Here is a 25,443-nt window from a genome sequence, read left to right as displayed (position 1 = left end):
GCCGACACGGCGACCAGGTGGCGCCCCGATGACGGCGCCCCGGCGACGGCGGCCCGACGACGACGGCGCCCCGGCCGCGGCCGGACGGCCACCACCCGGTCGTCGCCCGGCGACGTCACCGGCCCGGCCTCACTCCCACTCGATGGTGCCCGGGGGCTTGCTCGTGATGTCGACGGCCACGCGGTTGACCTCGGCGACCTCGTTGGTGATGCGGGTGGAGATGCGGCCCAGCACCTCGTAGGGGAGCTTCGCCCAGTCGGCGGTCATGGCGTCGTCGCTGGTGACGGGGCGCAGCATGATCGGGTGGCCGTAGGTGCGGCCGTCGCCCTGCACGCCCACGGACCGCACGTCGGCCAGCAGCACCACGGGGCACTGCCAGATCTCGCGGTCCAGCCCGGCGGCCTTCATCTCCTCGCGGGCGATCGCGTCGGCCCGGCGCAGCACGTCCAGGCGCTCCCGGGTGACCTCGCCGATGATGCGGATGCCCAGGCCGGGCCCCGGGAAAGGCTGGCGCCAGACGATGCCGTCGGGCAGGCCGAGCTCGGCGCCCACGGCGCGCACCTCGTCCTTGAACAGGGTGCGGAGCGGCTCGACGAGCTCGAAGGAGAGGTCGTCGGGAAGGCCGCCCACGTTGTGGTGGCTCTTGATGTTCGCCGCGCCCTCGCCGCCGCCGGACTCGACGACGTCGGGGTACAGGGTGCCCTGGACCAGGAAGGTCTTGGTGCCGCCCTCGGCCGAGGTGTGCGCCTGCGAGCCCTCGCCCTCGATGACGCCGCGCTCGCGCAGGATGTCGGCCTGGGCGCGCTCGAAGGTGCGGATGAACTCGCGGCCGATGATCTTGCGCTTCTGCTCGGGATCGGTGACCCCTTCGAGCGCCGTGAGGAACTGCTCCTCGGTGTCGACGACCACGAGCTTCGCGCCGCCGGTGGACTCCCCGAAGGCCTTCTCGATCTGCTCGGACTCGTTCAGGCGCATCAGACCGTGGTCCACGTACACGCAGGTGAGACGGTCGCCGATGGCCTTCTGCACGAGGGCCGCGGCGACCGCGGAGTCCACCCCGCCGGAGAGCCCGCAGATCGCGGTGCCCTCGCCGATCTGCTCGCGCACGCGGGCGACCTGCTCGTCGATGACGCTGCCGGTGGTCCACTCGGGGGCGATCCCGGCTCCCTGGTAGAGGAAGTTCTCGAGCACCTCTTGGCCGCGGTCGGAGTGACCGACCTCGGGGTGCCACTGCACGCCGTAGAGGTGCTTGTCCGGGTCCTCGAAGGCTGCGACCGGGGAGGCCGACGAGGTCGCGACCACGCTGAAGCCGCTGGGGGCCTCGGTCACGGAGTCGCCGTGGCTCATCCACACGTTCTGGTCGATGTCCTGCTCGTGCAGCAGCTCGCTGGCGGCGTCCACGGCCTCGAGCCGGGTGGCGCCGTACTCGCGCACACCGGTCGGCGAGACCGTGCCGTCCAGGGCCGCGGCCATCGCCTGGAAGCCGTAGCACAGGCCCAGCACGGGCACACCCGCTTCGAGCAGTGCCGGGTCCAGGCGCGGGGCGCCGTCGGCGTAGACGGAGGAGGGGCCGCCGGAGAGGATGATCGCACGCGGATCCTTGGCGAGGATGTCCTGCGTGGAGGCGGTGTGCGGAACGATCTCGGAGTAGACCTGGGCCTCGCGGACACGGCGTGCGATCAGCTGCGCGTACTGAGCGCCGAAGTCGACGACGAGGACGGGCCGGGCGTCGGTATCTGTCACCGTTTCAGTCTACTGTCCCGTCGGCCCTGCCCGCCGCGCCGGTCCCGGTGTCGGGACCGCGCGTGGTGGAGCTCTCGGCGCCCGAGGCGTCGGCGTCCTGGAGCGTGGGACGGCGGCGGAGGTCGCGCTCCATCGAGGAGTGCAGGTAGCGCTCGCCGAAGAAGGACAGCACGGGGACCACGCCGAAGAACATGATCAGCACCATGCGCGGGAGCTTCCAGCGCATCTTGATCCACAGGTCGAAGCCCAGGACGACGTAGATCATGTAGATCACGCCGTGGATCGGGGACCAGCGGCTGCTGATCGTCGACCACAGGTCCGAGGTGGACTCCCACCAGGGGTCCCCGCCGTACACGCCGTAGCGCATCACCATGATCGCCACGAGGATCAGCAGGGCGATGCCCTCGGCGATCGCGGCCCAGCGGAAGCGCGCGAAGGACGCGCGGGCGGTCACCTCATCGAGTGGACGCGGAGTCGGCACCGGTCTCTCCCTTGACGGTCGGGTCGGCCCCGGCAGGGCCGACGGTCGGATGGTCGTCGTCCTCGTGGGCGGCGACGGGATCCTCACCCTCTGCCAGGGCGAGGCGGGACTGCATCCGCTCGCGGCGCTCGGCGAGCTCGTCGAGGTACGCCGTGCGCACGGAGCGCCACCACAGGTACAGGAAGAAGCCGCCGAACAGCACCCACTGCAGGGCGTATCCGAGGTTCTGCCAGTTCAGCCCCGTGGAGAACGCGGACTCGGCGGCGGGCATGGCCCGCAGCCCGTCGGCCGCGTGGTCGACGCCCACGTAGCCGGCGTACATCGGCTCTCCCCACTCGTTGACCAGCAGCGGGGTCGCGATCTCCTGGGCGATGCCGTGCTCGATGCCCTGGCTCGCGGACTCGCTGGCCTCGAGGCGTCCGCTGACGTCCACGCGTCCGCTCGGCGGCGCCGGTGCGCGCCCGGGGTCGGGCTGTCCGTCCTTCCCGGTGACGTCTTCCTCGGGGACCCAGCCCCGGGCGACCGGCAGCAGCGCGGTGGTGCCGTCGTCCGTCCTGACATGGAGCGCGGTCACGACGATCACGGCGTCCTCGCCGTCGATGCGACGGCCGGGAACGAGGACCTGCTGGTCGGGGTCGTAGCTGCCCTCGGCACGGACGATCCCGCCCTGGATCGAGTTGGTGACCGCGTCGCCGGGCTGGACGACGTCCTGGATGCTGCCCAGGCTGCGATCCACGGCGCTCTGCTGCTGCATGGCGCGATGCGCGCGGTCCCACTGCCAGGTGGCCAGCAGCCCGCAGACGAGCGTCGCCACCACCATCAGGGCGAGCAGCCCCATGAAGCGGGGGCGGAGGGCGACGCGGAGCACGCGCCCATGGTAGGGCGCGCACGTGGGAGCATCCCGGGAGCCGGGGACGGACGTGACATGACTCCCCCGGGGATCCGCAGGCGGTGCACCTATCCTGGGGGCGTGTCGCACAGCGTGTATGTCGCCAGTCCGGAGGGCATGACCGGGAAGTCGAGCGTCGCGCTCGGTCTGCTCGAGGCCCTCGCCGCCCGCTCCGACCGTGTGGGGGTGTTCCGCCCGGTCTTCAAGGCCGACCAGACCCGGGACTCCTCGGTCGATCTGCTGACCTCCCATCCCGCGGTCGATCAGGGCTACGAGGAGGCCCTCGGGGTCGACCTGCAGCGGGCGCTCGCGGCCCCAGAGGAGGCCCACGAGGAGATCCTGCGCCGCTACCACGCCCTCGCCGACCGCTACTCGGCCCTGGTCGTGCTGGGCTCGGACTACGACGACATCGCCAATCCCACCGAGCTCTCCTTCAACGCCGAGGTCGCCGCGAACCTGTCGGCCCCCGTGGTGATCGTGGTCTCGGGCCTGGACCGCACCCCCGACCAGGTCGCGGCTCTCGCCCAGGTCAGCTCGCAGGAGTTCTCCTCCCACCACGCGGTGCCGATCGCGCTGGTGGTCAACCGCGCCGACCCCGATCAGCTGGACGCGACCCGTCGGGCCGTCGCCGAGCGGCTCCCCGAGGGCACGGTGGTCGCGACGATCCCCGAGAACCCCGTGATCATGGCACCCACCGTCCAGGCCCTCACCGACGCGGTGAACGGCAGCCTCGTCCAGGGCAACCCCGAATGGCTCGGGCGCGTGGCGATGGGCACCGTGGTGGCGGCGATGAGCCTTCCCAACGTGCTGCGGCGCCTCACCGAGAACTGCACCGTGATCGCCCCGGGCGACCGCTACGACCTGCTGCCGGGCCTGTTCCTCGCCCAGCAGTCCGGCACCTTCCCCGCCCTCAGCTCGATCGTGCTGACCGGCGGCTACCAGATCCCCTCGGAGGTGACGCGGCTGATCGAGGGCGTCCAGCAGGACCTGCCGATCATCGCCACCGAGGACTCGACGTACGAGGCGGCGGTCGCGATCGCCGGCACCCACGGCCGCCTCACGGCCGACAGCCCCCAGAAGCTCGACGCCGCACGCCGCGCGGTCGCCGAGCACCTGCCGATGTCGCAGCTGCTCGAGACCCTGGACGTCACCCGCAGCGACGTGGTCACCCCGATGATGTTCGAGTTCGAGCTGCTCGCGCGCGCCCGCGGGGAGAAGAAGACGATCGTGCTGCCCGAGGGCGAGGAACCGAGGATCCTCGCCGCCGCCGAGGCGATCCTGGCCCGCGGCGTCGCCGACCTCGTCCTGCTGGGCGAGGAGACCACGATCCGCTCGCGCGCCGCGCAGCTGGGCCACGACATCTCCGAGGCCACCGTGATCTCGCCGTCGGACCCCGACCTGGTCGAGGACTTCGCCGCCGAGTACGCACGGCTGCGGGCGAAGAAGGGCGTGACCCTCGAGCAGGCCCGGGAGAAGGTCCAGGACGTCTCCTACTTCGGCACGATGATGGTGCAGACCGGACGCGCCGACGGCATGGTCTCCGGCGCCGTCCACTCGACCGCGCACACGATCCGTCCCAGCTTCGAGATCATCAAGACCAAGCCGGGGGCGAAGATCGTCTCCTCGGTGTTCCTGATGGCGCTGCAGGACCGCGTGCTGGTCTACGGAGACTGCGCCGTGAACCCCGCCCCCACGGCCGAGCAGCTCGCCGACATCGCGGTGCAGTCCGCCGAGACCGCCCGCCAGTTCGGCGTGGAGCCGCGGATCGCGATGCTCTCCTACTCCACCGGCAGCTCGGGCTCCGGAGCCGACGTCGACAAGGTGCGCGAGGCCACCGGGACGGTGCGCTCCCAGCACCCCGAGCTCGACGTCGAGGGACCGATCCAGTACGACGCCGCCGTGGACGCCTCGGTCGCCCAGACCAAGCTGCCGGACTCGGCGGTCGCCGGGCGGGCGACGGTCTTCGTCTTCCCCGACCTCAACACCGGCAACAACACCTACAAGGCCGTGCAGCGCAGCGCCGGGGCGATCGCGATCGGGCCGGTCCTGCAGGGACTGAACAAGCCCGTCAACGACCTCTCCCGCGGCGCGCTCGTGGACGACATCATCAACACGGTCGTGATCACCGCGATCCAGGCCCAGGCGGCCGACGCCCAGGCCCCCACCTCCGAGCAGCCGAAGGACCAGGCATGAGCACCTCCCCCGTCACCGGCCCCACCGGCGCCGCCGGCTCCTCCGACGCCGCCGAGGAGGGCGCCCCCACACCGGCCGCCGACACCGCGACGGTGCTGGTGGTCAACTCCGGGTCCTCCTCCCTGAAGTTCCAGCTGCTCGACCCGGACGCCGACCAGGTGTTCGCCGCGGGGATCATCGAGCGCATCGGGCTGGACCAGGGCATGGGCCGGATCACCGCGGGCGACGCCTACGGCGCCCACCAGGGCGAGGTGCCCGACCACGTCGAGGCGATGCGCGTGGTGACCTCCCTGTTCGACCAGGTCGGGCTGGCCCTCGCCGACGCGAACGTGGTCGCGGTCGGCCACCGTGTGGTCCAGGGCGGCGCGCGGTTCTCCGCTCCCACCCTCATCGACTCGTGGGTGCGCGACCAGATCTCGGACCTGAGCTCGCTCGCACCCCTGCACAACCCGCCGGCCGTCGACGGCATCGACGCAGCCCGCCGCATGCTCCCGGGCATCCCCCACGTCGCGGTCTTCGACACCGCCTTCTTCGCGGACCTGCCGGCCACCGCCCGCACCTACGCCCTGAACAAGGGGGTGGCCGACGAGTACCGGATCCGCCGCTACGGTGCGCACGGCACCAGCCACCAGTACGTCTCCCGCGAGGTCGCGCGGCTCCTCGCCGCGGAGGGGAAGGACCCCGCCGGGATCCGTCAGATCGTGCTGCACCTGGGCAACGGGGCGTCGGCCTCAGCGATCTCGGGCGGGAGGCCGGTGGAGACTTCGATGGGCCTGACCCCGCTCGAGGGCCTGGTCATGGGCACCCGCACCGGCGACATCGACCCCAGCGTGTACGCGCACCTGCACCGCAGCGCCGGCATGAGCATCGACGAGATCGACACGGTGCTGAACAAGAACTCGGGCATGCAGGGCCTGTGCGGGATGAGCGACTTCCGTGACATCACCGAGGCGATCCGCAACGGCGACGAGAGCGCCGAGCTCGCCATGCAGGTCTACGTCCACCGCCTGCGCAAGTACATCGGCGCCTACGCCTTCACCCTGGGCGGCCTGGACGCGATCACCCTCACCGCCGGCATCGGCGAGAACGTCCCCGAGGTCCGCGAGCGCGCCCTCTCGGGTCTCGAGGAGTTCGGGATCCTCCTGGACCCGGAGGAGAACGCCCGCCGCGTCCCCGGGGTGCGCACGATCTCCCGGGAGGACTCCCCCGTGCGCGTCCTCATCGTCCCCACCGACGAGGAGCTCGAGATCGCCCAGCAGGCCCTGGCCGCCGCACGGGGCTGAGGCCACGCCGCCTCAGCGGGCGAGCCGTGCCTCCAGGCCCTCGCGCACCGCGGGCCACTCGCCCGCGAGCACCGAGAAGTAGTCGACGTCGGCGATCGTGCCGTCGGCCGCGGGCCGGAACGCGCGCAGGGTGCCCTCGAAGCGGGCGCCGAGCCGGGCGATCGCCCGGTGCGAGCGGGTGTTGCGGTGGTCGCAGCGCAGGGCGACGCGGCCCACGCCCAGGCCGTCGGCGGCGAAGGCGTGCTCGAGCAGCAGCAGCTTGCAGGTCGGGTTGACCTCGCTCCCCCAGGCCTCACGGGCGTACAGGGTGTTGCCGATCTCGACGCGCAGTCGCGGCACCAGGTCGTAGTAGGTGGTGCGGCCGACCAGCCGCCCGTCCTTCTCCACGGCGAAGCACAGTGCGTCCGGGCGCTCGATCAGACCCGACAGGTGCGAGGCCATGGCGGCGTCGTCCGCCGGCAGCGGGTCGGACATGCCGGCCCAGCTCCCGGCGTCCGCGAGGGCGCGGAACGCGGGGGCGTCCTCGGTGCTCAGCGGGCGCAGCGTGATCCCGCCGCGGGTGAGCGTCGTCGTGTGCTCCATGCCGGCACCTCGCTCAGCTGGTGGTGACGACCTCGATGCGCTGGAACTCCTTGAGCTCCGTGTACCCGGTGGTCGCCATCGCATGGCGCAGGGCGCCCACCAGGTTGGTGGTGCCCTCGGCGTTCAGGCCGGGGCCGAAGAGGATCTGCTCCAGCGGTGCGACGGTGCCGACCTCCACGCGGTGGCCGCGCGGCAGCGTCGGGTGGTGCGCCTCGCTGCCCCAGTGGTACCCGCGGCCGGGGGCCTCCTCCGCGCGGGCGAGGGCGGCGCCCACCATCAGGCCGTCGGCCCCGCAGGCGATCGCCTTGACGAGGTCGCCGCTGCGGCCCAGGCCGCCGTCGGCGATGACGTGCACGTAGCGGCCGCCGGACTCGTCCATGTAGTCGCGGCGGGCGGCGGCGACGTCGGCCACCGCGCTGGCGAGCGGGAGCTGGATCCCCAGGGTCTCGCGCGTGGTGTGGGAGGCGCCGCCGCCGAAGCCGACGAGGACGCCGGCGGCACCCGTGCGCATGAGGTGGAGGGCGGCCGTGTAGGTCGCGCAGCCGCCCACGATGACGGGCACGTCGAGCTCGTAGATGAAGCGCTTGAGGTTCAGCGGCTCCCGCCCGGAGGAGACGTGCTCGGCGGAGACGGTGGTGCCGCGGATGAAGAACAGGTCGACGCCCGCGTCCACCACGGTGCGCCAGTGCTCCTGCGTGCGCTGCGGGGAGAGCGCGCCGGCGGCCGTCACCCCGGCCTCGCGCAGCTCGCGGATGCGCTCGGTGATCAGCTCGGGGTCGATGGGCTGCTCGTAGACCTCGCGCAGCACGTCGGTCACCTCGGCCTCGCTGGCGGCGGTGATCCGCTCCAGCTGCGGCGTCGGGTCCTCGTAACGGGTCCACAGACCCTCGAGGTCCAGCACGCCGAGCCCGCCCGCGCGGCCCAGGGCGATCGCGGTCTGCGGGGAGACCACCGAGTCCATCGGCGCCGAGAAGATCGGGAGCTCGAAGTGGTAGGCGTCCACCTGCCAGGCGGTGGAGACGTCCTCGGGGTCGCGTGTGCGCCGGGAGGGGACGACGGCGACGTCGTCGAAGCTGTAGCCGCGGCGTCCGCGCTTGTTCCGGCCGATCTCGATCTCGCTCATCACCGTGGCAGTCTACCCGCGACTCTCACAGCGGCCAGGTCAGCGGCACGTCGGGCGTCTTGCCCTTCTTCTGCAGGAAGTCGTTGAAGTTCTGCGCCCAGTCGCGATGCCACGTGATCTGCTGCTGATGGAGGTCTGCGAGGACCGACGCGCGCAGCTGCGGGAAGGCCACGACCTGGGCGCGCAGCACGTCGATCGTGCCCGAGACGTCGACGTCGGCCGTGTGGAGCCGCCCGTCGGTCACGATCGAGTAGTGCTCCATGAGGGCGCTGAGCGTGCGCTTGCCCTTGCGGAAGCGATCCACGCCGCGGTCGATCACGAGCGGGTCGAGCATCGGCGCGATGTCGTGACCGAGCCGGTCGGCGAGGGTGGGCAGGCCCAGGCGGCGCAGTTCGTTCTCGAGGATCTGCAGGTCGAAGCTGCCGTTGAAGGCGACGATCGGGACGTCCGCGGCGAGGGCCTGGGCGAGCATCGCGGCGACCTCCTCGAGCGCCGCGGCGGCGGACATGCCGTGCTCCCGGGCGTGCTCGGTGGAGATGCCGTGGACCTTGCGGGCAGGCTCGGGGATCTCCATCTCGGGGTCGATCAGCCAGGTCGCGATGGTCTCGTTCTCGCGCCCCGCTCCCGTGGAGTGCACGAGGGCCGCGGTGACGATGCGGTCACGGGCGACGTCGGTGCCGGTGGTCTCGGTGTCGAAGCCCAGCAGCGGGGCGTCGATCCAGGCGGTGGTCATGGCGTCCACCCTATGCGGGCGGGCGGACGGACGAGTGCACGCCGGACACGGTCCGTGGACGCCCTGACAGGCGTGCGGAGTAGGGTCGGGGCGCATGAGCGCACCGACCCCGTACCTGTTCTTCCCCGGCACCGCCCGGGAGGCCCTCGAGTTCTACCGAGAGGTCTTCGGGGGCGAGCTCAGCGTCTCCACGGCCGCCGAGATGGAGCGCGAGGACCTGCCCGCCGATGCCGTCGCGCACGCCCAGCTGGACGGCCCCGTCCAGCTGTACGCCTCGGACTCGGCGAACGAGCGGCCGCTGCGGCTGGAGGGGCTGATGTTCGCCCTGCTGGGCACCGCGGACCCGACCACGCTGCGCACCTGGTTCGCGCACCTCGCGGCCGAGGGGGAGGTCGTCGACGATCTGCAGCGTCGCCCCTGGGGCGCCTCCGACGGGCAGGTCCGCGACCGCTTCGGGGTGCTGTGGCTGATCGGCTACGAGCACTCCGGCGACGCGGACCCCGCGGCCCGGGCCGAGTAGCAGCCCACCCGACCCGTCAGTTCGCCGTGTAGTTCGGCGCCTCCATGATCGCGGCCATGTCGTGGGGATGGGACTCCTTGAGCCCGGCCGGGGTGATGCGCACGAAGTTGCCGCGTTCCTTGAGCTCGTCGATCGAGGTCGCGCCGACGTAGAACATCGACTGGTGCAGTCCGCCGGCGAGCTGGTGGATCACCGTGCCGAGCGGCCCGCGGTAGGAGACACGCCCCTCGATGCCCTCGGGCACGATCTTGTCGTCGCTCTCGACGTCGGCCTGGAAGTAGCGATCCTTGGAGAAGGACTTCTTGCCGCGCGAGGCCATCGCGCCCAGCGACCCCATGCCGCGGTAGGACTTGAACTGCTTGCCGCCCACCAGCACGATCTCGCCCGGGGACTCCTCGGTGCCCGCGAGCAGCGATCCGAGCATGACGGTGTCCGCGCCGGCCACGAGCGCCTTGGCGATGTCGCCGGAGTACTGCAGGCCGCCGTCGCCGATCAGCGGGACGCCTGCGGGGCCGCAGGCCTTGGAGGCCTCGTGGATGGCGGTGACCTGCGGGACGCCGACACCGGCGACCACACGGGTGGTGCAGATGGAGCCGGGGCCCACGCCCACCTTGACCGCGTCCGCGCCCGCGTCCACGAGGGCCTGGGCACCCGGGCGGGTGGCGACGTTGCCGCCGATCACCTGGACGCCCGCGAAGGCGGGGTCGGTCTTGATCCGGCGGATCATCTCGAGAGCGAGGCGGGCGTGGCCGTTGGCGGTGTCCACCACCAGCACGTCGACGCCGGCCTCGGTGAGTGCGGCGGCACGGTCCAGGGAGTCCCCGAAGAAGCCGACGCCGGCGCCGACCAGCAGGCGGCCCTCGGCGTCCTTCGAGGCGTCGGGGAACTGCTCGGACTTCACGAAGTCCTTGACGGTGATGAGGCCGGTCAGGCGTCCGTCGCCGTCGACCAGCGGGAGCCGCTCGCGCTTGTTGGCGCGCAGACGGGCGGTGGCCTCCTCCTGGGAGACGTCGCTGGGCGCGGTGAACAGCTCGGTGGTCATGACGTCGCGCACCCGGGTGCTCGCCCAGTCGGCGACGGGGATGAAGCGCAGGTCGCGGTTGGTGCAGATGCCCAGCAGACGCTGATCGCCGTCGACCACGGGCAGGCCCGAGACGCGGTACTGCCCGCAGGTGGAGTCGAAGTCCTCGAGGGTGGCGTCGGGGCCGATGGTGACGGGGTTGGAGATGCGACCGGTCTGGGTGCGCTTGACGAGGTCGACCTGGTGGGCCTGGTCCTCGATCGAGAGGTTGCGGTGCAGGATGCCGATGCCGCCGTGGCGGGCCATGGCGATCGCCATCCGCGACTCGGTGACGGTGTCCATCGCTGCGCTCGCGAGCGGCACCCGCAGGGTGATCTCCCGGGTGAGCCTGCTCGAGGTGTCGACCTCGGAGGGGATCACGTCCGTCTCGCCCGGGAGCAGCAGGACGTCGTCATAGGTCAGGCCGACAAAACCGAAGGGATCCGCACTCGTCATGCACCGATGCTACTCGGCGGCCAGGGGGCTCCGGCAGGGCGTGGGACGTGGGACCGGCCACCCCGGGGCGGATCGCCGGGCACCGCTCGCGGCCCGGCTGGGCCTCTCAGGCGTCCCGTCCGCGCCCTCGCGCTCGCCCCTCGCGCACGAGGTCCCCGGGACGCGGGGGCTCCTTGCCGCCGAGCACGCGTCGGCGCCGGTCGAACTCGGCGAGGAAGGCCGACGGGTCGTCGTCGTAGGCGCGCTGCCAGGGCATGCCGATCCGCTCGGCGGACTCCCTGTCCCGGCCGATGCGGTGAGCACGCCGGTGCGCGGCGATCACCTCCCCGCGCGGCGGCTGCACGGGGAGCTGGGCAAGGACCTGGAGGGCGCGGAAGCCGTCGAAGGAGGCCGTGTCCCAGCCGCTCTCGGGCACGACCCACTCGGCGCCGTCCGCGAAGGTGATGACGCCGATCCCTCCGCGTTCGGCGTCCGCCTCCACGCGCACCACCTCGTGCAGAGGTCGGGACTCGACGATGCGCAGGCGCCGGATGCGATGCAGCGTCGCGACGTCGGGGTCCAGGTGGACCGTGCGGTGGGTGATCAGCAACGGCACCAGGGCCCACAGCGCGACGAGCGCCCACACCAGCAGGGCACCGAGTAGGAACTGCACGAGGCCTGGTTCGAGGACGCGCAGCAGCGGGCCGTCGTGGCCCGCGCGCAGGCGCACTGCTCGCCACTGCTCGATGCCCGCCGCGGGGAAGGTGCCCAGCAGGAGCGCCAGCAGCGGGACGCCGATCAGGGCCCCGGGCAGGTAGCGGGCACGCAGGGTGGGGCCGACGACCTGTCGGCCGTGGCGGCGGGTGCGGCGCGGAGCGGGTGCGCTCACGGCAGCGCCCGATCGCTGCGGAAGGAGCGCTGCGTCCCGGTGACGGGGTCCGTGAAGGCGAGCTCCTGGGCGAGCAGGGCCAGCGCTGCCTCGCCGGGAGCGGCCGGCGAGTAGAGCTCGTCCCCCACGATGGGGGCCGAGCGCAGGGACAGCTGGGCGCGCAGCTGGTGTGTGCGGCCGGTGCGCGGGCGCAGGCGCACGACGGCCCTCTCCCCCTGCGCGTCGACCTCGAGGACCTCGCCCTCGGTGAGCGCGTTCGGCTCGCCCGGCACGGCGCGGGTGCGCAGGTCCCCGCGGGTCTTCTCCAGGCGGTCGTGCATCGTGAAGCGCTCCCCCGGACTGTGCGGGATCCCTGTGCCGGCGTTCAGCTCCACCCTCGCCAGATAGGTCTTGGCCACCTCTCCGCGGGCGAAGAGGCCGTGATAGGCCGAGCGTTCTGCGGGCACGACCCCGAAGGCGAGGACGCCCGCCGTGCGGCGGTCCAGGCGGTGCAGCGGGGTGAGGTCCTCCAGGCCCGTCGAGCGGCGCAGTCGCACCAGTGCGCTGGAGAGCACGTGCACCCCGCGCGGCATGGTCGCCATCTCGTGCGGCTTGTCGATGACGAGCAGATGGGCATCCCTCAGGAGGATCGGCGGGTCCTCGCCGGCGACCTCCTCGTCCTGCAGCTCCCGGTGGAAGCACAGCTCGTCACCGGGCACGACGGGATCCTCCGCCCGCCAGGGGGCGCCGTCCGGTCGGACCACGTCCCCCGCGGCGAAGCGCTCCTCGAGCGTGGTCGCCGCGGGGTCCAGGAGGGCCGGGTAGCGCCCGGCGAGGGCTTCGAGCGCGCGCGTGCCGGCGAGGGCGCTCTCGGGGCCGATCCGCCAGCGGATCGGGTCCAGTCCGCCCCGCTGGGCCAGGGGCGGGGCGGCCCGTCGTTCCCGGCGCCGCGCGGCGCGGCCCATCACAGGCCCCAGATCGCGAAGGTCAGCGCGTTGTGGGCGAGGTAGAAGAGCACCGGGCCGGCGAGCACCAGGTTCGGGTGGACCTCGGCCGGCGAGACCCAGTCACGGTGCGTGCGACGCAGCTCCTCGACCGTGACCGTCTCGATCTGCTCGATGGGGACGTCCGCGCCGCGTGCCCGGCGGAGCGTCTCGAGCTGGGCGCGGGGGCCGAACACTCGTCCGGAGACCACGGCCAGGCGCGTGCCGTCCTCCCGCAGGAGCTCGAGGGCGTCGAACATGGAGCCGGAGTCCAGGAGCTCGGCGGCCGTGCCGGGCCGGCGGATGTCGCGGATCGCGACGACGCGGCCGACGTCCGTCCAGTCGGCGGCGCGGGTGCGCCGGCACAGGCCGCGCAGTCGGAAGCCGTGCTCGTCGACTTGCAGCCAGATCGTGAGGGTCCGCAGCGCCCAGGCGAGCGTCGCGACCAGCACCAGGAACCAGATCAGCAGAGGGAGGGTGACGATGAAGTCCCGGCCGAGCCGAGGATCGGCCCACAGGTGCTGACCGAGGAAGCTGGTGATCACGAGGAACTCGAGCACCCCGGCGCACAGCACCGCGGTGATGAGCGTGCCGATGACTCCGCTGGCGGCGGGACCGTAGACCCGTTCGGGCACTGCCTCGGGGGCGCGTGGGGTCGTGCTCTCGTCCCGCGGCGAGGCCGCGTCCGGGCGGTCGACGTCCACGGCACTCCCTCCGGTCCGGGTCACGATGCGTGCTGATCACGCCTGGTGACGGCTCGTGCTGATGATGTCCGATTCTACGGTCCGCCACCCCCTTTTCTGGGAGCACGCCGTGCCCAGGAACGCACGACGCCCCGCCGGATCGAACCGACGGGGCGTCGCGCAGGGGCGGGGAGGGTCAGTCCTCCTCGTCCTCGTCCTTCTTCTCGACCACGAGGGTCTCGGTGGTCAGGACGAGCGCGGCGATCGACGCCGCGTTCCGCAGTGCGCTGCGGGTGACCTTGACGGGGTCGATGATGCCCGCGCCGACGAGGTCGACGTACTCGCCGGTCGCAGCGTTCAGGCCGGTGCCGATGGACGACTCCTTGACCTTCTCGACCACGACGTAGCCCTCGAGGCCCGCGTTCTCGGCGATCCAGCGCAGCGGCTCGACGAGTGCCTTGGAGACGGCGCGGGCGCCGACCAGCTCGTCGCCCGTCAGCCCGAGGTCCTCGGAGAGGGCGGAGGACGCCTGGACGAGGGCGCTGCCGCCGCCCGCCACGATGCCCTCCTCGATGGCCGCACGAGTCGCGGAGACCGCGTCCTCGATGCGCATCTTCTTCTCCTTGAGCTCGACCTCCGTGTGGGCGCCCACCTTGATGACGGACACGCCGCCGGCGAGCTTGGCGAGGCGCTCCTGGAGCTTCTCGCGGTCCCAGTCGGAGTCGGTCGCCTCGATCTCGGAGCGGATCTGCGCGACCCGGTCCGCCACGGCCTGGTCGTCACCGGCACCGCCCACGATGGTGGTGGTGTCCTTGGTGGAGACGACGCGACCGGCGTGGCCGAGGACCTCGGTCCCCACGGACTTCAGGTCGAGGCCGAGATCCGGCGTGACGACCTGGGCGCCGGTGAGCACCGCGATGTCCTGCAGCATCGCCTTACGACGATCGCCGAAGGCCGGGGCCTTGACGGCAGCACCCTTGAAGGCGCCGCGCAGCTTGTTGACGACCAGCGTGGACAGGGCCTCGCCGTCGACGTCCTCGGAAATGATGAAGAGCGGCTTGCCGGACTCGACGACCTTCTCGAGCAGCGGGAGGATGTCGGCCACGGCCGAGATCTTCCCCTGGTTGAGCAGGACGAGGGCGTCCTCGAGCACGACCTCCTGGCGGTCCCCGTCGGTGACGAAGTGCGGGGAGATGTAGCCCTTGTCGAACTGCATGCCCTCGGTGAAGTCCAGCTCCATCGCCGTGGTGGAGGACTCCTCCACGGTGATGACGCCGTCCTTGCCGACCTTGTCAAAGGCCTCGGCGAGGAGCTCGCCGATCTCGCGGTCCTGGCTGGAGACGGAGGCGACGTTCGCGATCTGGTCCTTGTCCGAGACCTCGATCGCGACCTCGCCGAGCTTCTTGGAGACGGCCTCGACGGCGGTCTCCATCCCGCGCTTGAGGGCTGCCGGAGCAGCGCCCGAGGCGACGTTGCGCAGACCCTCGTGGACGAGGGCCTGGGCGAGGACCGTCGCGGTGGTGGTGCCGTCACCGGCGACGTCGTTCGTCTTGGTGGACACCTCCTTCGCGAGCTGCGCGCCGAGGTTCTCGTAGGGATCCTCGAGCTCGATCTCGCGGGCGATGGTCACGCCGTCGTTGGTGATCGTGGGGGCGCCCCACTTCTTGTCCAGCACGACGTTGCGGCCCTTGGGGCCCAGCGTCACCTTGACGGTGTCGGCGAGCTTGTCGACACCGCGCTCGAGGGCGCGACGTGCGTCCTCGTCGTAGATGATCTCTTTTGCCAAAGGAATCAGGCCCTTCAGTTCTCGACGACGGCGAGGATGTCGCGGGAGCCCAGGATCAGGTACTCCTCGCCCGAGTACTTCAGCTCGGTGCCGCCGTACTTCGAGTAGACGACCTTGTCGCCGACCTTGACGTCGACCGGGATGCGCGCGCCCTTGTCGTCGTAGCGGCCCTCGCCGACGGCGACGACGGTGCCCTCCTGGGGCTTCTCCTGAGCGGTGTCGGGGATGACCAGACCGGAAGCCGTGGTCTGCTCTGCCTCGGTGGGCTGGACGACGACGCGATCCTCGAGGGGCTTGATGGAGACCGACATGCGGCTCACTCCTTCGTGTTCTAAGACTCGACGTGAGTTGTGGGACGGGTTCCCGGTCCTGGTCGTCGTCGCGGTGCCGACCCGGGGGAACCCGGTCGCGGCGGCCATCTGGCACTCTCGGCCGATGACTGCCAACGCGCCCACTCTAGGACCCCCGCTGGCACTCACGCAACACGAGTGCTAACCCTGGGGACGGCCCGTTCACCCAGGGCGGAGACGCCTCAGCGTCCGGCTGCCGCGAGGATGCCCGCGACCCGCTCGGGGCCGAATTCGTAGACCGGCAGATGGGGGTCCGCGGCATCGTCGCCGGCGCTGGTCCACTCGGTGCTCCAGGCCCGGACGGAGTCGGCGCCGGACCCCTCGTCGATCTCGACGATCTGGGCGCCCGAGCGGGCGTCGGCGCGCTCCGTGCCGCCGACGGCGAGGGGGTCGACGATGTTGGTGATCCCGGGGCCGACGAGCACGGGGACGCTGCCGATGCTGCCGCGCATCACGTGGTGGTAGTGGCCGGAGAGGACCGCCCGCACGTCGCTACCGCGCAGGATCTCGGCGAGCTCGTCGAGGCCGTCGAGGTCGAGGCCGCGCAGCAACGGGGTCGCGGCGACGAGCGGCGGGTGGTGGATCGCGAGCACGGTGCCCGCTCCCCCGTCGCCCGCCTCCGCTCCGGCGGCCGGGATGGACATGACCTCGCGCAGCCAGGCGAGCTGCTCGGGCTCGAGATGGCCGTACCCCGCGCGGGGGACGCTCGAATCGAGGACGACTACGCGCCCGCCCGTGGGCAGGTCGTGGACCCGGTCCTGGAACGGCCCGCCGTGATCGCCGGGACCCGCGACCTCGGCGTAGGAAGAAGGGACGTCGTGGTTGCCCATGGTGACGATGAGCGGCGCACCGAGGGAGGCCGCGAAGGGGTCGAGGATCTCGTGCAGCAGCCGGTAGCTCGCGGCGGTGCCGTCGTCCGAGGCGTCGCCCGTGTGGACCACGGCGTCGAAGCCCTCGAGGCCCTCGAGCCGGGCGAGGACGGCGCGCAGAGCGGCGCCGGTGTCGATGCGGTCGTAGTGGCGGGCGGCGGGGTCCCCGTAGAGGTGGGTGTCCGTCAGCTGCAGGATGCGCATGGTGCCAGGGTACGAGTGGGGGCGGACGCTGCGGGCGCAGACGTTGAGCAGGGTCGCCCCGCGGCTGCGGGACGACCCTGCTCAGCGTCGGTCAGGAGGTGCCGGATCAGCCCTTGAGCTTGTCGGAGCCCTTCACATAGCCGACGAGGGTCCAGTCGAGATCCTTGAACCCGCGGGCACCGAAGTTCGCCAGATCGTCGTTCTGCACCCAGAAGCTGTAGGACTGCCACAGCGGGATCAGCCCGGCGATCTCCCAGAGCTTCGCGTCGAGCTCGTTCACCAGGTCCAGGCGCTTGGCCTCGTCGATCTCGGCCGAGGCCTTGCCCACGAGGTCGTCGATCTCCTTGCTGCCGACCTTGGCGTAGTTGCTCTCGCCCTTCTGCTTCCAGACACCGTCGTTACCGGACAGCAGGACGCCCCCGGTGTATCCGAACAGGGTGAGGTCGTAGTCCCCCTGGGAGATGTACTTGGAGAAGAGATCCGTCGGCGGCACCTTCTGCACCTTCATCTTGATGCCGACGGCCTTGAGCGCCTCCTCGACCACGGGGACGACCGCCTCGTTGGTCTTCGAGCCGTCGTTGTAGACGTAGGTGAGCTCGAGCTGCTTGCCGTCCTTGGTCGCCTCCTCGCCCTCGAACGTGTAGCCGGCCTCCTCGAGGAGCTTCTTCGCGGCATCGACGTCGTGCTTGCCGAGATCTCCCGAGTTGTCCTTGTACCCGTCCTGGTTGGGCATCAGGATGTGATTGCCCAGGGGCGGGAAGTCCTTCGGGTAGGGCATCGTCGAGTTCACCGAGAGGAAGACCTCCTGGCGGTCGATCGCACGGAACACCGCCTGGCGCACCTTGACGTCCTCGAGCGGCCGCCCCTTGGAGCCGTTGAGCGTGATGTGGGACCACTCCGGACCCGCCGACTTCCGCAGCGAGTTGCCCTTCCCGACCAGAGGCTTGACCACCGAGTACACCGCGGGGACAGAGGGCTCGATCGCATCGAGCTGACCGTTCTGGAAGGAGGTCGCAGCCGCCGAGGGATCCTCGATCGTGGTGAACAGGACCTGGTCCAGCGGGGGCTTCTCGCCCCACCAGTTGTCGTCCCGTTCCAGCAGGACGGTCTTGTTCGCGGTGTCGATCTTGCCCACCTTGAAGGGGCCCGCGGTGACCTTGGGCTCGCTGACGTAGCCCTCGTTGAAGGCCTGCGGGCTCTCCACCGCAGAATCTGGCAGCACGCCGGCGAGCCCCATCCAGTCCGCGTACGTGGACTTGAACGAGATCTTCGCGATCAGGTCGGAGCTGCCCTGCTCGACCTTCTCCACCAAGTTGTACCCCTCGGAGGAGGAGATGTTGTACCCCTTCTTCTTCCCGCTCATGACCGTGAAGACGTTCTCGATCGACTTGTAGTCGATCGGGGTGCCGTCGGACCACTTCATGTCCGGCTGCAGCTCGACCTCCATGACCTGCGGATCCTCGGAGGTCAGCTCGATGCGCTTCGCCCACGCCTCGTTCGCCGAGATCTCCCCCTTCTCGTTCGACACCACGAGCAGGGGGTAGAGGACGCCGTCGCACATCTGCGCGGTGTTCGTCTCGTTGCCGTCCAGGCTGTACCTGTTCCAGTTCGCGGGGAAGGCATTGTTCGTCAGGCGCAGCACACCGCCCTCACCGAGATCGCCGCGGTCCTTGGCGTTGATGTCCAGGGCATCGGCGGCGACGGAGTCGTTGCCCGAGTCGCCTCCCGACCCACCGCCCTGACCCGTGTCCTTGCTGCAGCCCACGAGGGCCACACCCGTCACCGACAGCGCTGTCGCGCCGAGCATGGAACGCCGCGTGAATCGCATATGTTTCTCCTTCTTGCGCGCACCCCGAGACTTTCGGAGCAGCTCGTCAGATCCCCCTCGGCACCCGTCCCGACCTCCGATGGCCGACGTGACGTGCCGCACAAGGCACGCTCAGCATACGAACGCCGGGCGACCGGGTCAGCGTTCTGAACAGGGTGTTATTCATTCGCAACGTTTTACGAGGGACTCGACGCGCGACCTGGCCCTTCAGGCTCGAACGCTGCCCTGCTCCGACGGGGTCTCGTCGTGGGAGTTCCCTTGGAACGCCTCGGCGTCGATCACCGTGCCACCCCGCGTACGAGCGACCTTCGGATCCGGGATCGGGACCGCGTCGAGGAGCTCCTTGGTGTACTCGTGCTGCGGGTTCTCGAAGACCTGATGCGTGGGTCCCGATTCCACGATCCTCCCCTTGCGCATCACCGAGATCCGATCGGAGATGTGGCGCACGACGGAGAGGTCGTGCGAGACGAAAAGGTAGGACACGCCCAGACGGGTCTTGAGGTCGGCGAGCAGCGCCAGCACGCCGGCCTGCACGGTGACGTCGAGGGCGGAGGTGGGCTCGTCGAGGATGATCAGTTTCGGATCGCAGGCCAGGGCCCGGGCCACACCGACCCTCTGACGCTGCCCACCGGAGAACTCGGTCGGGTAGCGGGACGCGTGCTCGGGTCGCAGCTCGACCGTCTTCAGCAGCCATTCGACGCGTTCGTTCATCCGCTGCGCGCTGTAGCCCTGCACGCGCATGGGCTCCTTGAGGATGTCGCCGATCGGCATCCGGGGGTCCAGGGAGGCCATCGGATCCTGGAAGACGAGCGTCACCTCGGAGCGAAGTTTCGCCCGCTCGGCCCGACTGAGCCCACCGGTCGGCCTGCCGTCGATGCGGATCTCGCCCTGCTGCGGCGTGCGCAGCTGCATGATCTCCATCAGCGTCGTGGTCTTCCCGCAGCCGGATTCCCCGACCAGCGCCATGCACTCCCCCTCGCGGATGTCGAAGGAGATCCCGTCCACGGCACGCTGCTCCCCCACCTTGCGGCGCACGACGGCGCCCTTGGTGATCGGGTAGACGCGGTGGAGGTCCTCGACCTCGAGGACCGTGGGGCGCTGCTCACGCGGGGTCGTGTCGTCACTCGTGGCGACCTCGGCGACCGTGCGCATCGCCGAACCGGCCACACTGCGGGATTCCGAATCGGCTCCCTGGTCGATCCGCGGCACGGCAGAGAGCAGATCGCGCGTGTACTGCTCGCGCGGCTCGTAGAAGATCTGCTCGACGTCGCCGGTCTCGACCAGGCGGGAGTCCTTCATGACCAGGACGCGGTCGGCGAAGCCGGCGACCACGCCCATGTCGTGGGTGATCAGGATGGTCGCCGCACCGAGCATCTCCTGGGCGGACTTCAGCAGCGCCATCACCTGCGCCTGGATGGTGACATCCAGGGCGGTGGTCGGCTCGTCGGCGATGATCAGCTCGGGTTCGTTGGCGATCGCCATGGCGATCATGACGCGCTGGCGCATGCCGCCGGAGAACTCGTGCGGGTACTGCTGGGCACGACGCCTCGGTTCGGGGATCCCCACGGCCTCGAGGAGCTCGATCGCCCGCTCGGAGGCCTTCTGCTTGCTGACCTCGGGATGGTGGATACGCACCACCTCGGAGATCTGATCGCCGATGCGGTACACGGGCGTCAGCGCCGACAGCGGATCCTGGAAGACCATCGAGATGGTGTCGCCGCGCAGGTCCGAGAGCTGACGGTCGCTCATGGTGAAGATCTTCTTGCCCATGAGCTCGATGTCGCCGCTGATCTGCGCCCCCTTGGGGAGCAGGCCCATCACGGCGAGCGAGCTCACGGACTTCCCGGATCCCGATTCGCCCACGATGGCGAGCGCTTCACCACGACGTACCTGGTAGCTGAGGTCCTGGACGGCCTGCACGCGGCCCGCTTCGGTGTCGAAGGCGACGCTGAGGTCCTTGACCGAGAGAATCGGTTCGCTCATTCCTGCACTTCCTCTCAGACCCGGCTCGAGCCGCTGGTCGGGTCGAGGGCGTCGCGCAAGGCTTCACCCATCAGGTTCACGGAGATCACCAGCGCAGCGAGCACGGCGGCCGGCGGGATCCAGGTCCACGGCGCGGAGATGTTGTAGCCCTGCAGCACCGTCCCCAGCGACACGTTGGGGTACTGGATGCCGAAGCCGATGAACGACAGCCCGGTCTCACCGAGGATCGCGGCGCTCACGCCCAGGGTGGTGTCGATGATGATCCAGCTCGCGATGTTCGGGATGATGTGTCGCACGATCGTGACCACGGGGTTCACGCCCATGAAGCGCGAGGCCTCCACGTACTCCGTGCGCACCAGCTGCTGGGTCATCGCGCGCAGCACGCGGGCGGTGAGCATCCAGGAGAAGACCGCCAGCAGCGGGATCATCCACAGCCAGCTTGCCTGCTGCAGCACGGGGCTGAAGAGCATCAGCAGCAGGAGACCAGGGATCACCAGGAACAGGTTGATCAGGTTCACCAAGGCGCCGTCGACGAATGCGCCCCACCGCCCCTTGTAGCTCACGTACCCCGCGATGGTCCCCACCAGGAGAGCGAGAAGCGTGGTCAGCAGCGCCGTGCCGGCACCGATCACGAGCGAGATCCTCAGGCCGACCATGGTGCGGGCGAACACGTCGTACCCGTTCTCGTCGACCCCGAACCAGTGGAACTGGGTCGGCCCCGTCAGGGCGTTGCGCAGATCTCGCTCGAAGGGCCCGTACTGGTAGAGCATCGGCGCGAAGATCGCCGCGAGGATTAACAGCAGCACGATGACCATGCCGGTCACGGCGCTCGGGTTACGCAGGAAGCGACGCCGCAGCAGCTCGCCCCGGCCGATGGACTCGAGAGAGCGGGCGTCTCCCGCCGGTGGCTCCGCCTCGCTGGGCGGGAGGCCCTCGAGCACCGCGTTCGCACGGTGATCGGACTCGATCTGCAGGGTCGCGGCGTCGTCGGCGCCGCGGAGGTCCGAAGGATTCGTCATCACCGATTCACCTGATCCTCGGGTCGAGAAGGCCCTGCAGGAAATCTGCGAGGGTGGCGGACAGAAGGGTGAGAACGCCCGTGTACAGCACCACCGCGGCGGTGCCGTTGATGTCGGCCATGCTGATCGCGGAGATCACGTACCGGCCCACGCCCTGCCAGTTGAACATCAGCTCCACGAACAGCGAGCCGGTGAACGCCGCGCCGATGGCGAAGGCGAAGTACTGACCCATGGGGATCAGGGCCATACGCAGGCCGTGCCGGTTCATGGCCTTGCCCCGGGTGAGGCCCTTCGCTCGCGCGGTGCGCAGGTAGTCGCTGCCCAGCACGTCCAGGGTCGTGACCTTCATGTACCGCGAGTAGGACGCCGCGGCGAGCACGGCGAGCACGATCGTGGGCATCACCAGCGCCTTGGATTCGTAGACGAACGCGTCCCAGCCGTGCAGGAGAGGGTTGACCGGGTTGATCGCCGGCAGCCCGTAGCCGGTCCGGTTCTGGATCGCCTGGTTGATCTGCTGGACCACCAGGATGACGACCGGGGTGGGGAGAGAGACCAGGACGAAGGAGAGGAGGGTCGCGCTGCGGTCGCCGATCGACCGCCGCCGCACGGCGGTGACCATGCCGACGACGACGCCGACGACGGTGCCGATGACCGTGCCGAGGACGACCAGGCGCAGGCTGATCGGGATCCGCTCGGAGAGCACGGTGAGGACAGGACGCATCTCCTTGTTGGTGCCGGTCGTGACCCCGAAGTCCCCGCGGACGAGACCGCCCAACCAGTTCGCGTAGCGCTGGAACAGCGGAACGTCCGGATTGATGTTGCGCGCGTTCATGTAGGCCTGCGCCGTGGCTTCCGGAACCGGCTTCGGTGCCGCAGGGGGATACAGGACGTCTTCGGGATGCATCAGCGACGCTGCGAGGAGATAGGCGAAGCTCGTCGCCAGGAACACGAGGATCACGTACGTGAGCACCCGTATCGAGATGAACCTAGCCACGGACACTCCTGGGGACGTGCGTCATCATCAACCTGCAATTCCTTTCACTGCCCATCGTCGACCGAGTCCTCGGTCGCGAAGGTGACCCCCTGAGGTGGTGCACCGAGAGGAAGGCGCCGCACTGCTGGGTGCGGTCGCGGCTCCTGTGCCGCGGCGCTCGCCAGCCCCTCGCGGGCGACCGCTCGTCTGCGCCTCACGTGCGCACGGCCCCACCATAGTGGCGTGGATCGGTGATCCCGTGCACACGATCGGGTCTCGATGGCCGAATCGTTATGCTCCTGTCATGACTGCGGTGCACGTCCTCGTCCTCGTGGCGGGCCTCGTCGTCGCGATCGTCCTCTCGGACCTGCTGGGTCATCGCGGGATCGGTGCCTGGCCCGTCGGCTTGCTCGCACTCATTCTCGTGCCCGTCGCGGGGTACTTCTACAGCCCGTGGATCGCCGCCCTCGCCCTGGGCGTCGGCCTCGGCGCCGTGTCCATGCTGCTGGTCCCGATCGTCCGCAGCCTGCTGGACGGACGGCGTCGCCCGCGGCCGCGCGGCTCGAACCGCACCCGCTGACCACGCGAAGGGCCACAATGGACCGTATGCGTCAGATCATCCTTCCCGAGTTCGGCGGCCCCGAGAACCTGCACCTCGAGGCCGATGCCCCCGCTCCCGCCCCGGCCCCCGGTGAGGTCCTGGTCCGCGTGGCCTACGCGGGACTGAACCCGCTGGACTACAAGCTGCGCGACGGCTCCTCGGGCCGCGCCTCCTCCCTCACCCTGCCCGCCGTGCTGGGCCGGGAGATGGTCGGCGAGGTGATCAGCGCCGGCGCCGGCGTGGACCTCGAGGAGCTGGGCCTGCCCGAGGGGACCCGGGTCTTCGGCGTGCGCGACCTCTCCGACATGCGCGGCACCTACACCGAGCAGATCGCGATCGCGGCCGAGGACCTCGCACCCGTCCCGGAGGGCACGTCCGATGCGGACCTCCCCCGGTTCGCCGGACTGGCCCTCGCCGGCTCCACCGCCCTGACGGCGCTGGAGGACGAGGCCCACGTGCGCGAGGGCGACGTGGTGCTGATCCACGGCGGCAGCGGCGGCGTCGGCCAGCTGCTGATCCCCCTCGCGCTGCGTGCCGGCGCCTCGAGGGTGCTCTCGACCGGCCGCAGCTCCAACGCCGACCGCCTGCGCGCACTCGGCGCCGAGCCGATCCCCTACGACACCCAGGACTGGGAGCAGGCCGTCGACGCGGCGACCGACGGCCGCGGCGTCGACGTGGTCATCGACGCCCACTACTTCTCGACCTTCGTCCCGAGCCTCGATCACCTCGCTGACGGCGGCCGGATCGTCGCCCTGCCCAGCCTCGCCGACGTCTCCCCCGCCCGCGACCGCGGCATCGAGGCGCACGTGACCGCGATGTCGCCGAGCCCGCAGCGCCTACGCGACCTCGCCGCGGCCGTCTCCGACGGCACGCTCGACGTCGAGGTCAGCGAGATCCTGCCGCCCGAGCGCATCGCCGAGGGGCACCGTCTGCTCGAGGACGGCCACGCCCGCGGCAAGATCGTGCTGGACCTACGGACGGCCACGTCGGCCCGATGAGCGAGACCCAGCAGAGCGCTCTCGAACAGGTCCTCGCCCCCGAGGGGTGGGCCCTGCTGCAGTCCCTCCCCCCGTACGAGGAGCGGGACGCCCTCGCCCGCGGCGGCCGGCTGCGCGAGGCCGGACATCCCGCCGACCGCGTCGCGGCCGTCCTCACCCAGTCGCGCCTGCGCGCGAAGGGCTCGGAGAAGTTCGGGGAGTTCGCGGACCGGATGCTGTTCACCACCGACGGGCTCGAGCAGGCCACCCGTCTGCCGATCGCGGCCCTGCACGCCCGCCGCTTCCGCGACCACGGCATCACTTCCCTCGCGGACCTGGGCTGCGGCATCGGAGGGGATGCGATGGCGGCCGCGGCGCTCGATCTCGACGTCATCGCCGTGGACCGCGATCCGCTGACCGTGGCCGTCGCCACCGTTAACCTCATGCCCTTCCCGAGCGCTCGTGTCGAGCTCGGCAGCGCCGAGGACTTCGACCCCACGCGCACCGAGGGCATCTGGCTGGATCCCGCCCGCCGCCGGCCGCGTCGCGGCAGCGGCAGCGTGCGCGTGCGCGATCCGGAGGAGTACTCGCCGCCGCTGTCCACCGTCGCGGACCTCGCCCGGCGTCTCGGCCACGGCGGCGAGGACGGCCCGCTCGGGGCGAAGCTCGGCCCCGGCATCGCCCACGAGGACCTTCCCGCCGCCACGGAGACCCAGTGGCTGTCCTGGCACGGCCAGGTCCTCGAGGCCACCTGCTGGTTCGGTCCGCTCGCCACGCCCGGCACGGCCCGCAGCGCGCTCGTCATCGGCCGCTCCGGGGCCCGGCGCCTCGCGCCCGCCGGCGATCCCGCGCCCGACCCCCAGCCGGGTCCGCTCGGTGACCACCTCTACGAGCCCGACGGCGCGGTGATCCGCGCGGGGCTGCTCGGCGAGGTGGCCCGGCAGCTGGACGCTCACACGCTCGATCCGACGATCGCCTACCTGACCGGTGACCGGAAGGTGTCCACGCCCTTCGCGAGCGGCTACACGGTGCGCGACGTCATGCCCTTCTCCCTCAAACGCCTGACCTCCTACCTGCGCGAGCACCGCCTGGGAGTCCTCGAGATCAAGAAGCGCGGCACCGCGATCGAGCCCGACGAACTGCGCCGGAAGCTGCGGCCGCGCCGCTTCGGCGACGAGCGCGCCACCGTGATCCTCACCCGCATCGCCGGCGAGCAGCACGCGATCATCGCCGCTCCGCACCCCCGCACCCCGCCGTCGGAGCCCGAGGACTGATCC

At 70.8% G+C, this 25,443-nt stretch carries 23 protein-coding genes; 6 read left to right on the top strand and 17 right to left on the bottom strand.

Going from position 1 to position 25,443, the window contains the following annotated elements; all coding sequences use genetic code 11:
- Positions 1–129 precede the first annotated feature (129 nt).
- Genes guaA through DEO23_RS03525 form a run of 3 tightly spaced genes read right to left on the bottom strand, consistent with a single transcriptional unit; the run spans position 130 to position 3,092 of the window.
- Positions 130–1,743: a glutamine-hydrolyzing GMP synthase gene (gene guaA, locus DEO23_RS03535; protein ID WP_109274593.1), complete on the bottom strand. Its 1,614-nt coding sequence runs from the start codon at positions 1,741–1,743 to the stop codon at positions 130–132.
- Positions 1,744–1,747: 4 nt separating this feature from the next.
- Positions 1,748–2,197, bottom strand: coding sequence for a DUF3817 domain-containing protein (locus tag DEO23_RS03530; RefSeq protein ID WP_240613185.1), 450 nt, complete (start codon positions 2,195–2,197; stop codon positions 1,748–1,750).
- Between the two features lies 1 nt (position 2,198).
- Positions 2,199–3,092 (bottom strand): SURF1 family protein, encoded by an 894-nt coding sequence (locus DEO23_RS03525; protein ID WP_109274591.1) that lies wholly within the window; start codon positions 3,090–3,092, stop codon positions 2,199–2,201.
- A gap of 57 nt (positions 3,093–3,149) precedes the next feature.
- Between DEO23_RS03525 and pta the strand changes: the two genes are divergently transcribed.
- Positions 3,150–5,306, top strand: coding sequence for a phosphate acetyltransferase (gene pta, locus DEO23_RS03520; RefSeq protein WP_165831705.1), 2,157 nt, complete (start codon positions 3,150–3,152; stop codon positions 5,304–5,306).
- Positions 5,303–6,589 carry an acetate kinase gene (locus DEO23_RS03515; RefSeq protein ID WP_109274590.1) on the top strand — a complete coding sequence of 429 codons (1,287 nt, stop codon included), beginning with the start codon at positions 5,303–5,305 and terminating at the stop codon, positions 6,587–6,589. The genes pta and DEO23_RS03515 overlap by 4 nt, the downstream gene beginning before the upstream one ends.
- 12 nt (positions 6,590–6,601) lie before the next feature.
- Here DEO23_RS03515 and DEO23_RS03510 read toward each other — a convergent pair whose 3' ends face one another.
- The 3 genes from DEO23_RS03510 to DEO23_RS03500 are packed head-to-tail and all read right to left on the bottom strand — an operon-like array spanning position 6,602 to position 9,027.
- Positions 6,602–7,171, bottom strand: a complete 570-nt coding sequence (locus DEO23_RS03510) for a GNAT family N-acetyltransferase (protein WP_109274589.1) — start codon at positions 7,169–7,171, stop codon at positions 6,602–6,604.
- Positions 7,172–7,184: 13 nt separating this feature from the next.
- On the bottom strand, positions 7,185–8,294 hold the full coding sequence (locus tag DEO23_RS03505) for a GuaB3 family IMP dehydrogenase-related protein (RefSeq protein WP_109274588.1): 1,110 nt from the start codon (positions 8,292–8,294) through the stop codon (positions 7,185–7,187).
- 25 nt (positions 8,295–8,319) lie between these two features.
- Positions 8,320–9,027: an exonuclease domain-containing protein gene (locus DEO23_RS03500; protein ID WP_109274587.1), complete on the bottom strand. Its 708-nt coding sequence runs from the start codon at positions 9,025–9,027 to the stop codon at positions 8,320–8,322.
- 94 nt (positions 9,028–9,121) lie between these two features.
- Here DEO23_RS03500 and DEO23_RS03495 point away from each other — a divergent pair, with 94 nt between their 5' ends.
- The gene (locus tag DEO23_RS03495; protein WP_109274586.1) at positions 9,122–9,547 is read left to right on the top strand and encodes a VOC family protein; all 426 of its coding nucleotides are present in this window, start codon (positions 9,122–9,124) and stop codon (positions 9,545–9,547) included.
- Positions 9,548–9,563: 16 nt separating this feature from the next.
- Here the strand turns inward: DEO23_RS03495 and guaB are convergent, their stop codons facing one another.
- From guaB to DEO23_RS03440, 11 genes are all read right to left on the bottom strand, one after another.
- A complete protein-coding gene (guaB, locus tag DEO23_RS03490) occupies positions 9,564–11,063 on the bottom strand; it encodes an IMP dehydrogenase (RefSeq protein WP_109274585.1) in 1,500 nt (499 codons plus the stop codon).
- Positions 11,064–11,169: 106 nt separating this feature from the next.
- Positions 11,170–11,931: a hypothetical protein gene (locus DEO23_RS03485; protein ID WP_109274584.1), complete on the bottom strand. Its 762-nt coding sequence runs from the start codon at positions 11,929–11,931 to the stop codon at positions 11,170–11,172.
- Positions 11,928–12,875 carry a pseudouridine synthase gene (locus DEO23_RS03480; RefSeq protein WP_109274583.1) on the bottom strand — a complete coding sequence of 316 codons (948 nt, stop codon included), beginning with the start codon at positions 12,873–12,875 and terminating at the stop codon, positions 11,928–11,930. Before DEO23_RS03480 ends, DEO23_RS03485 begins: the two co-directional genes overlap by 4 nt.
- Positions 12,875–13,597 carry a hypothetical protein gene (locus tag DEO23_RS03475; protein WP_109274582.1) on the bottom strand — a complete coding sequence of 241 codons (723 nt, stop codon included), beginning with the start codon at positions 13,595–13,597 and terminating at the stop codon, positions 12,875–12,877. The genes DEO23_RS03480 and DEO23_RS03475 overlap by 1 nt, the downstream gene beginning before the upstream one ends.
- A gap of 175 nt (positions 13,598–13,772) precedes the next feature.
- On the bottom strand, positions 13,773–15,362 hold the full coding sequence (gene groL, locus DEO23_RS03470) for a chaperonin GroEL (protein WP_109274581.1): 1,590 nt from the start codon (positions 15,360–15,362) through the stop codon (positions 13,773–13,775).
- Between the two features lie 14 nt (positions 15,363–15,376).
- Positions 15,377–15,673 carry a co-chaperone GroES gene (gene groES / locus DEO23_RS03465; protein ID WP_109274580.1) on the bottom strand — a complete coding sequence of 99 codons (297 nt, stop codon included), beginning with the start codon at positions 15,671–15,673 and terminating at the stop codon, positions 15,377–15,379.
- A 221-nt stretch (positions 15,674–15,894) separates the two neighbouring features.
- Positions 15,895–16,785: a metallophosphoesterase family protein gene (locus DEO23_RS03460; RefSeq protein WP_109274579.1), complete on the bottom strand. Its 891-nt coding sequence runs from the start codon at positions 16,783–16,785 to the stop codon at positions 15,895–15,897.
- Positions 16,786–16,891: 106 nt separating this feature from the next.
- Positions 16,892–18,613 (bottom strand): ABC transporter family substrate-binding protein, encoded by a 1,722-nt coding sequence (locus tag DEO23_RS03455; protein ID WP_109274578.1) that lies wholly within the window; start codon positions 18,611–18,613, stop codon positions 16,892–16,894.
- 207 nt (positions 18,614–18,820) lie between these two features.
- The gene (locus DEO23_RS03450; protein WP_109274577.1) at positions 18,821–20,596 is read right to left on the bottom strand and encodes an ABC transporter ATP-binding protein; all 1,776 of its coding nucleotides are present in this window, start codon (positions 20,594–20,596) and stop codon (positions 18,821–18,823) included.
- A 14-nt stretch (positions 20,597–20,610) separates the two neighbouring features.
- Positions 20,611–21,615: an ABC transporter permease gene (locus DEO23_RS03445; protein ID WP_109274576.1), complete on the bottom strand. Its 1,005-nt coding sequence runs from the start codon at positions 21,613–21,615 to the stop codon at positions 20,611–20,613.
- Positions 21,616–21,622: 7 nt separating this feature from the next.
- The gene (locus DEO23_RS03440; RefSeq protein WP_240613184.1) at positions 21,623–22,609 is read right to left on the bottom strand and encodes an ABC transporter permease; all 987 of its coding nucleotides are present in this window, start codon (positions 22,607–22,609) and stop codon (positions 21,623–21,625) included.
- A 283-nt stretch (positions 22,610–22,892) separates the two neighbouring features.
- Here DEO23_RS03440 and DEO23_RS03435 point away from each other — a divergent pair, with 283 nt between their 5' ends.
- Genes DEO23_RS03435 through DEO23_RS03425 form a run of 3 tightly spaced genes read left to right on the top strand, consistent with a single transcriptional unit; the run spans position 22,893 to position 25,440 of the window.
- A complete protein-coding gene (locus DEO23_RS03435) occupies positions 22,893–23,168 on the top strand; it encodes a hypothetical protein (RefSeq protein ID WP_109274574.1) in 276 nt (91 codons plus the stop codon).
- 26 nt (positions 23,169–23,194) lie between these two features.
- A complete protein-coding gene (locus tag DEO23_RS03430) occupies positions 23,195–24,187 on the top strand; it encodes an NADP-dependent oxidoreductase (protein ID WP_109274573.1) in 993 nt (330 codons plus the stop codon).
- Entirely contained in the window at positions 24,184–25,440 is a 1,257-nt protein-coding gene (locus DEO23_RS03425; RefSeq protein WP_109274572.1) for a THUMP-like domain-containing protein, read from the top strand. The genes DEO23_RS03430 and DEO23_RS03425 overlap by 4 nt, the downstream gene beginning before the upstream one ends.
- The last annotated feature ends 3 nt before the right edge of the window (positions 25,441–25,443 follow it).

This window comes from Brachybacterium endophyticum (assembly GCF_003130585.1).
GTDB lineage: Bacteria > Actinomycetota > Actinomycetes > Actinomycetales > Dermabacteraceae > Brachybacterium > Brachybacterium endophyticum.
The sequence above is the reverse complement of the archived record's forward strand: the minus strand, read 5'-3'. Positions and strand labels throughout refer to the sequence as shown.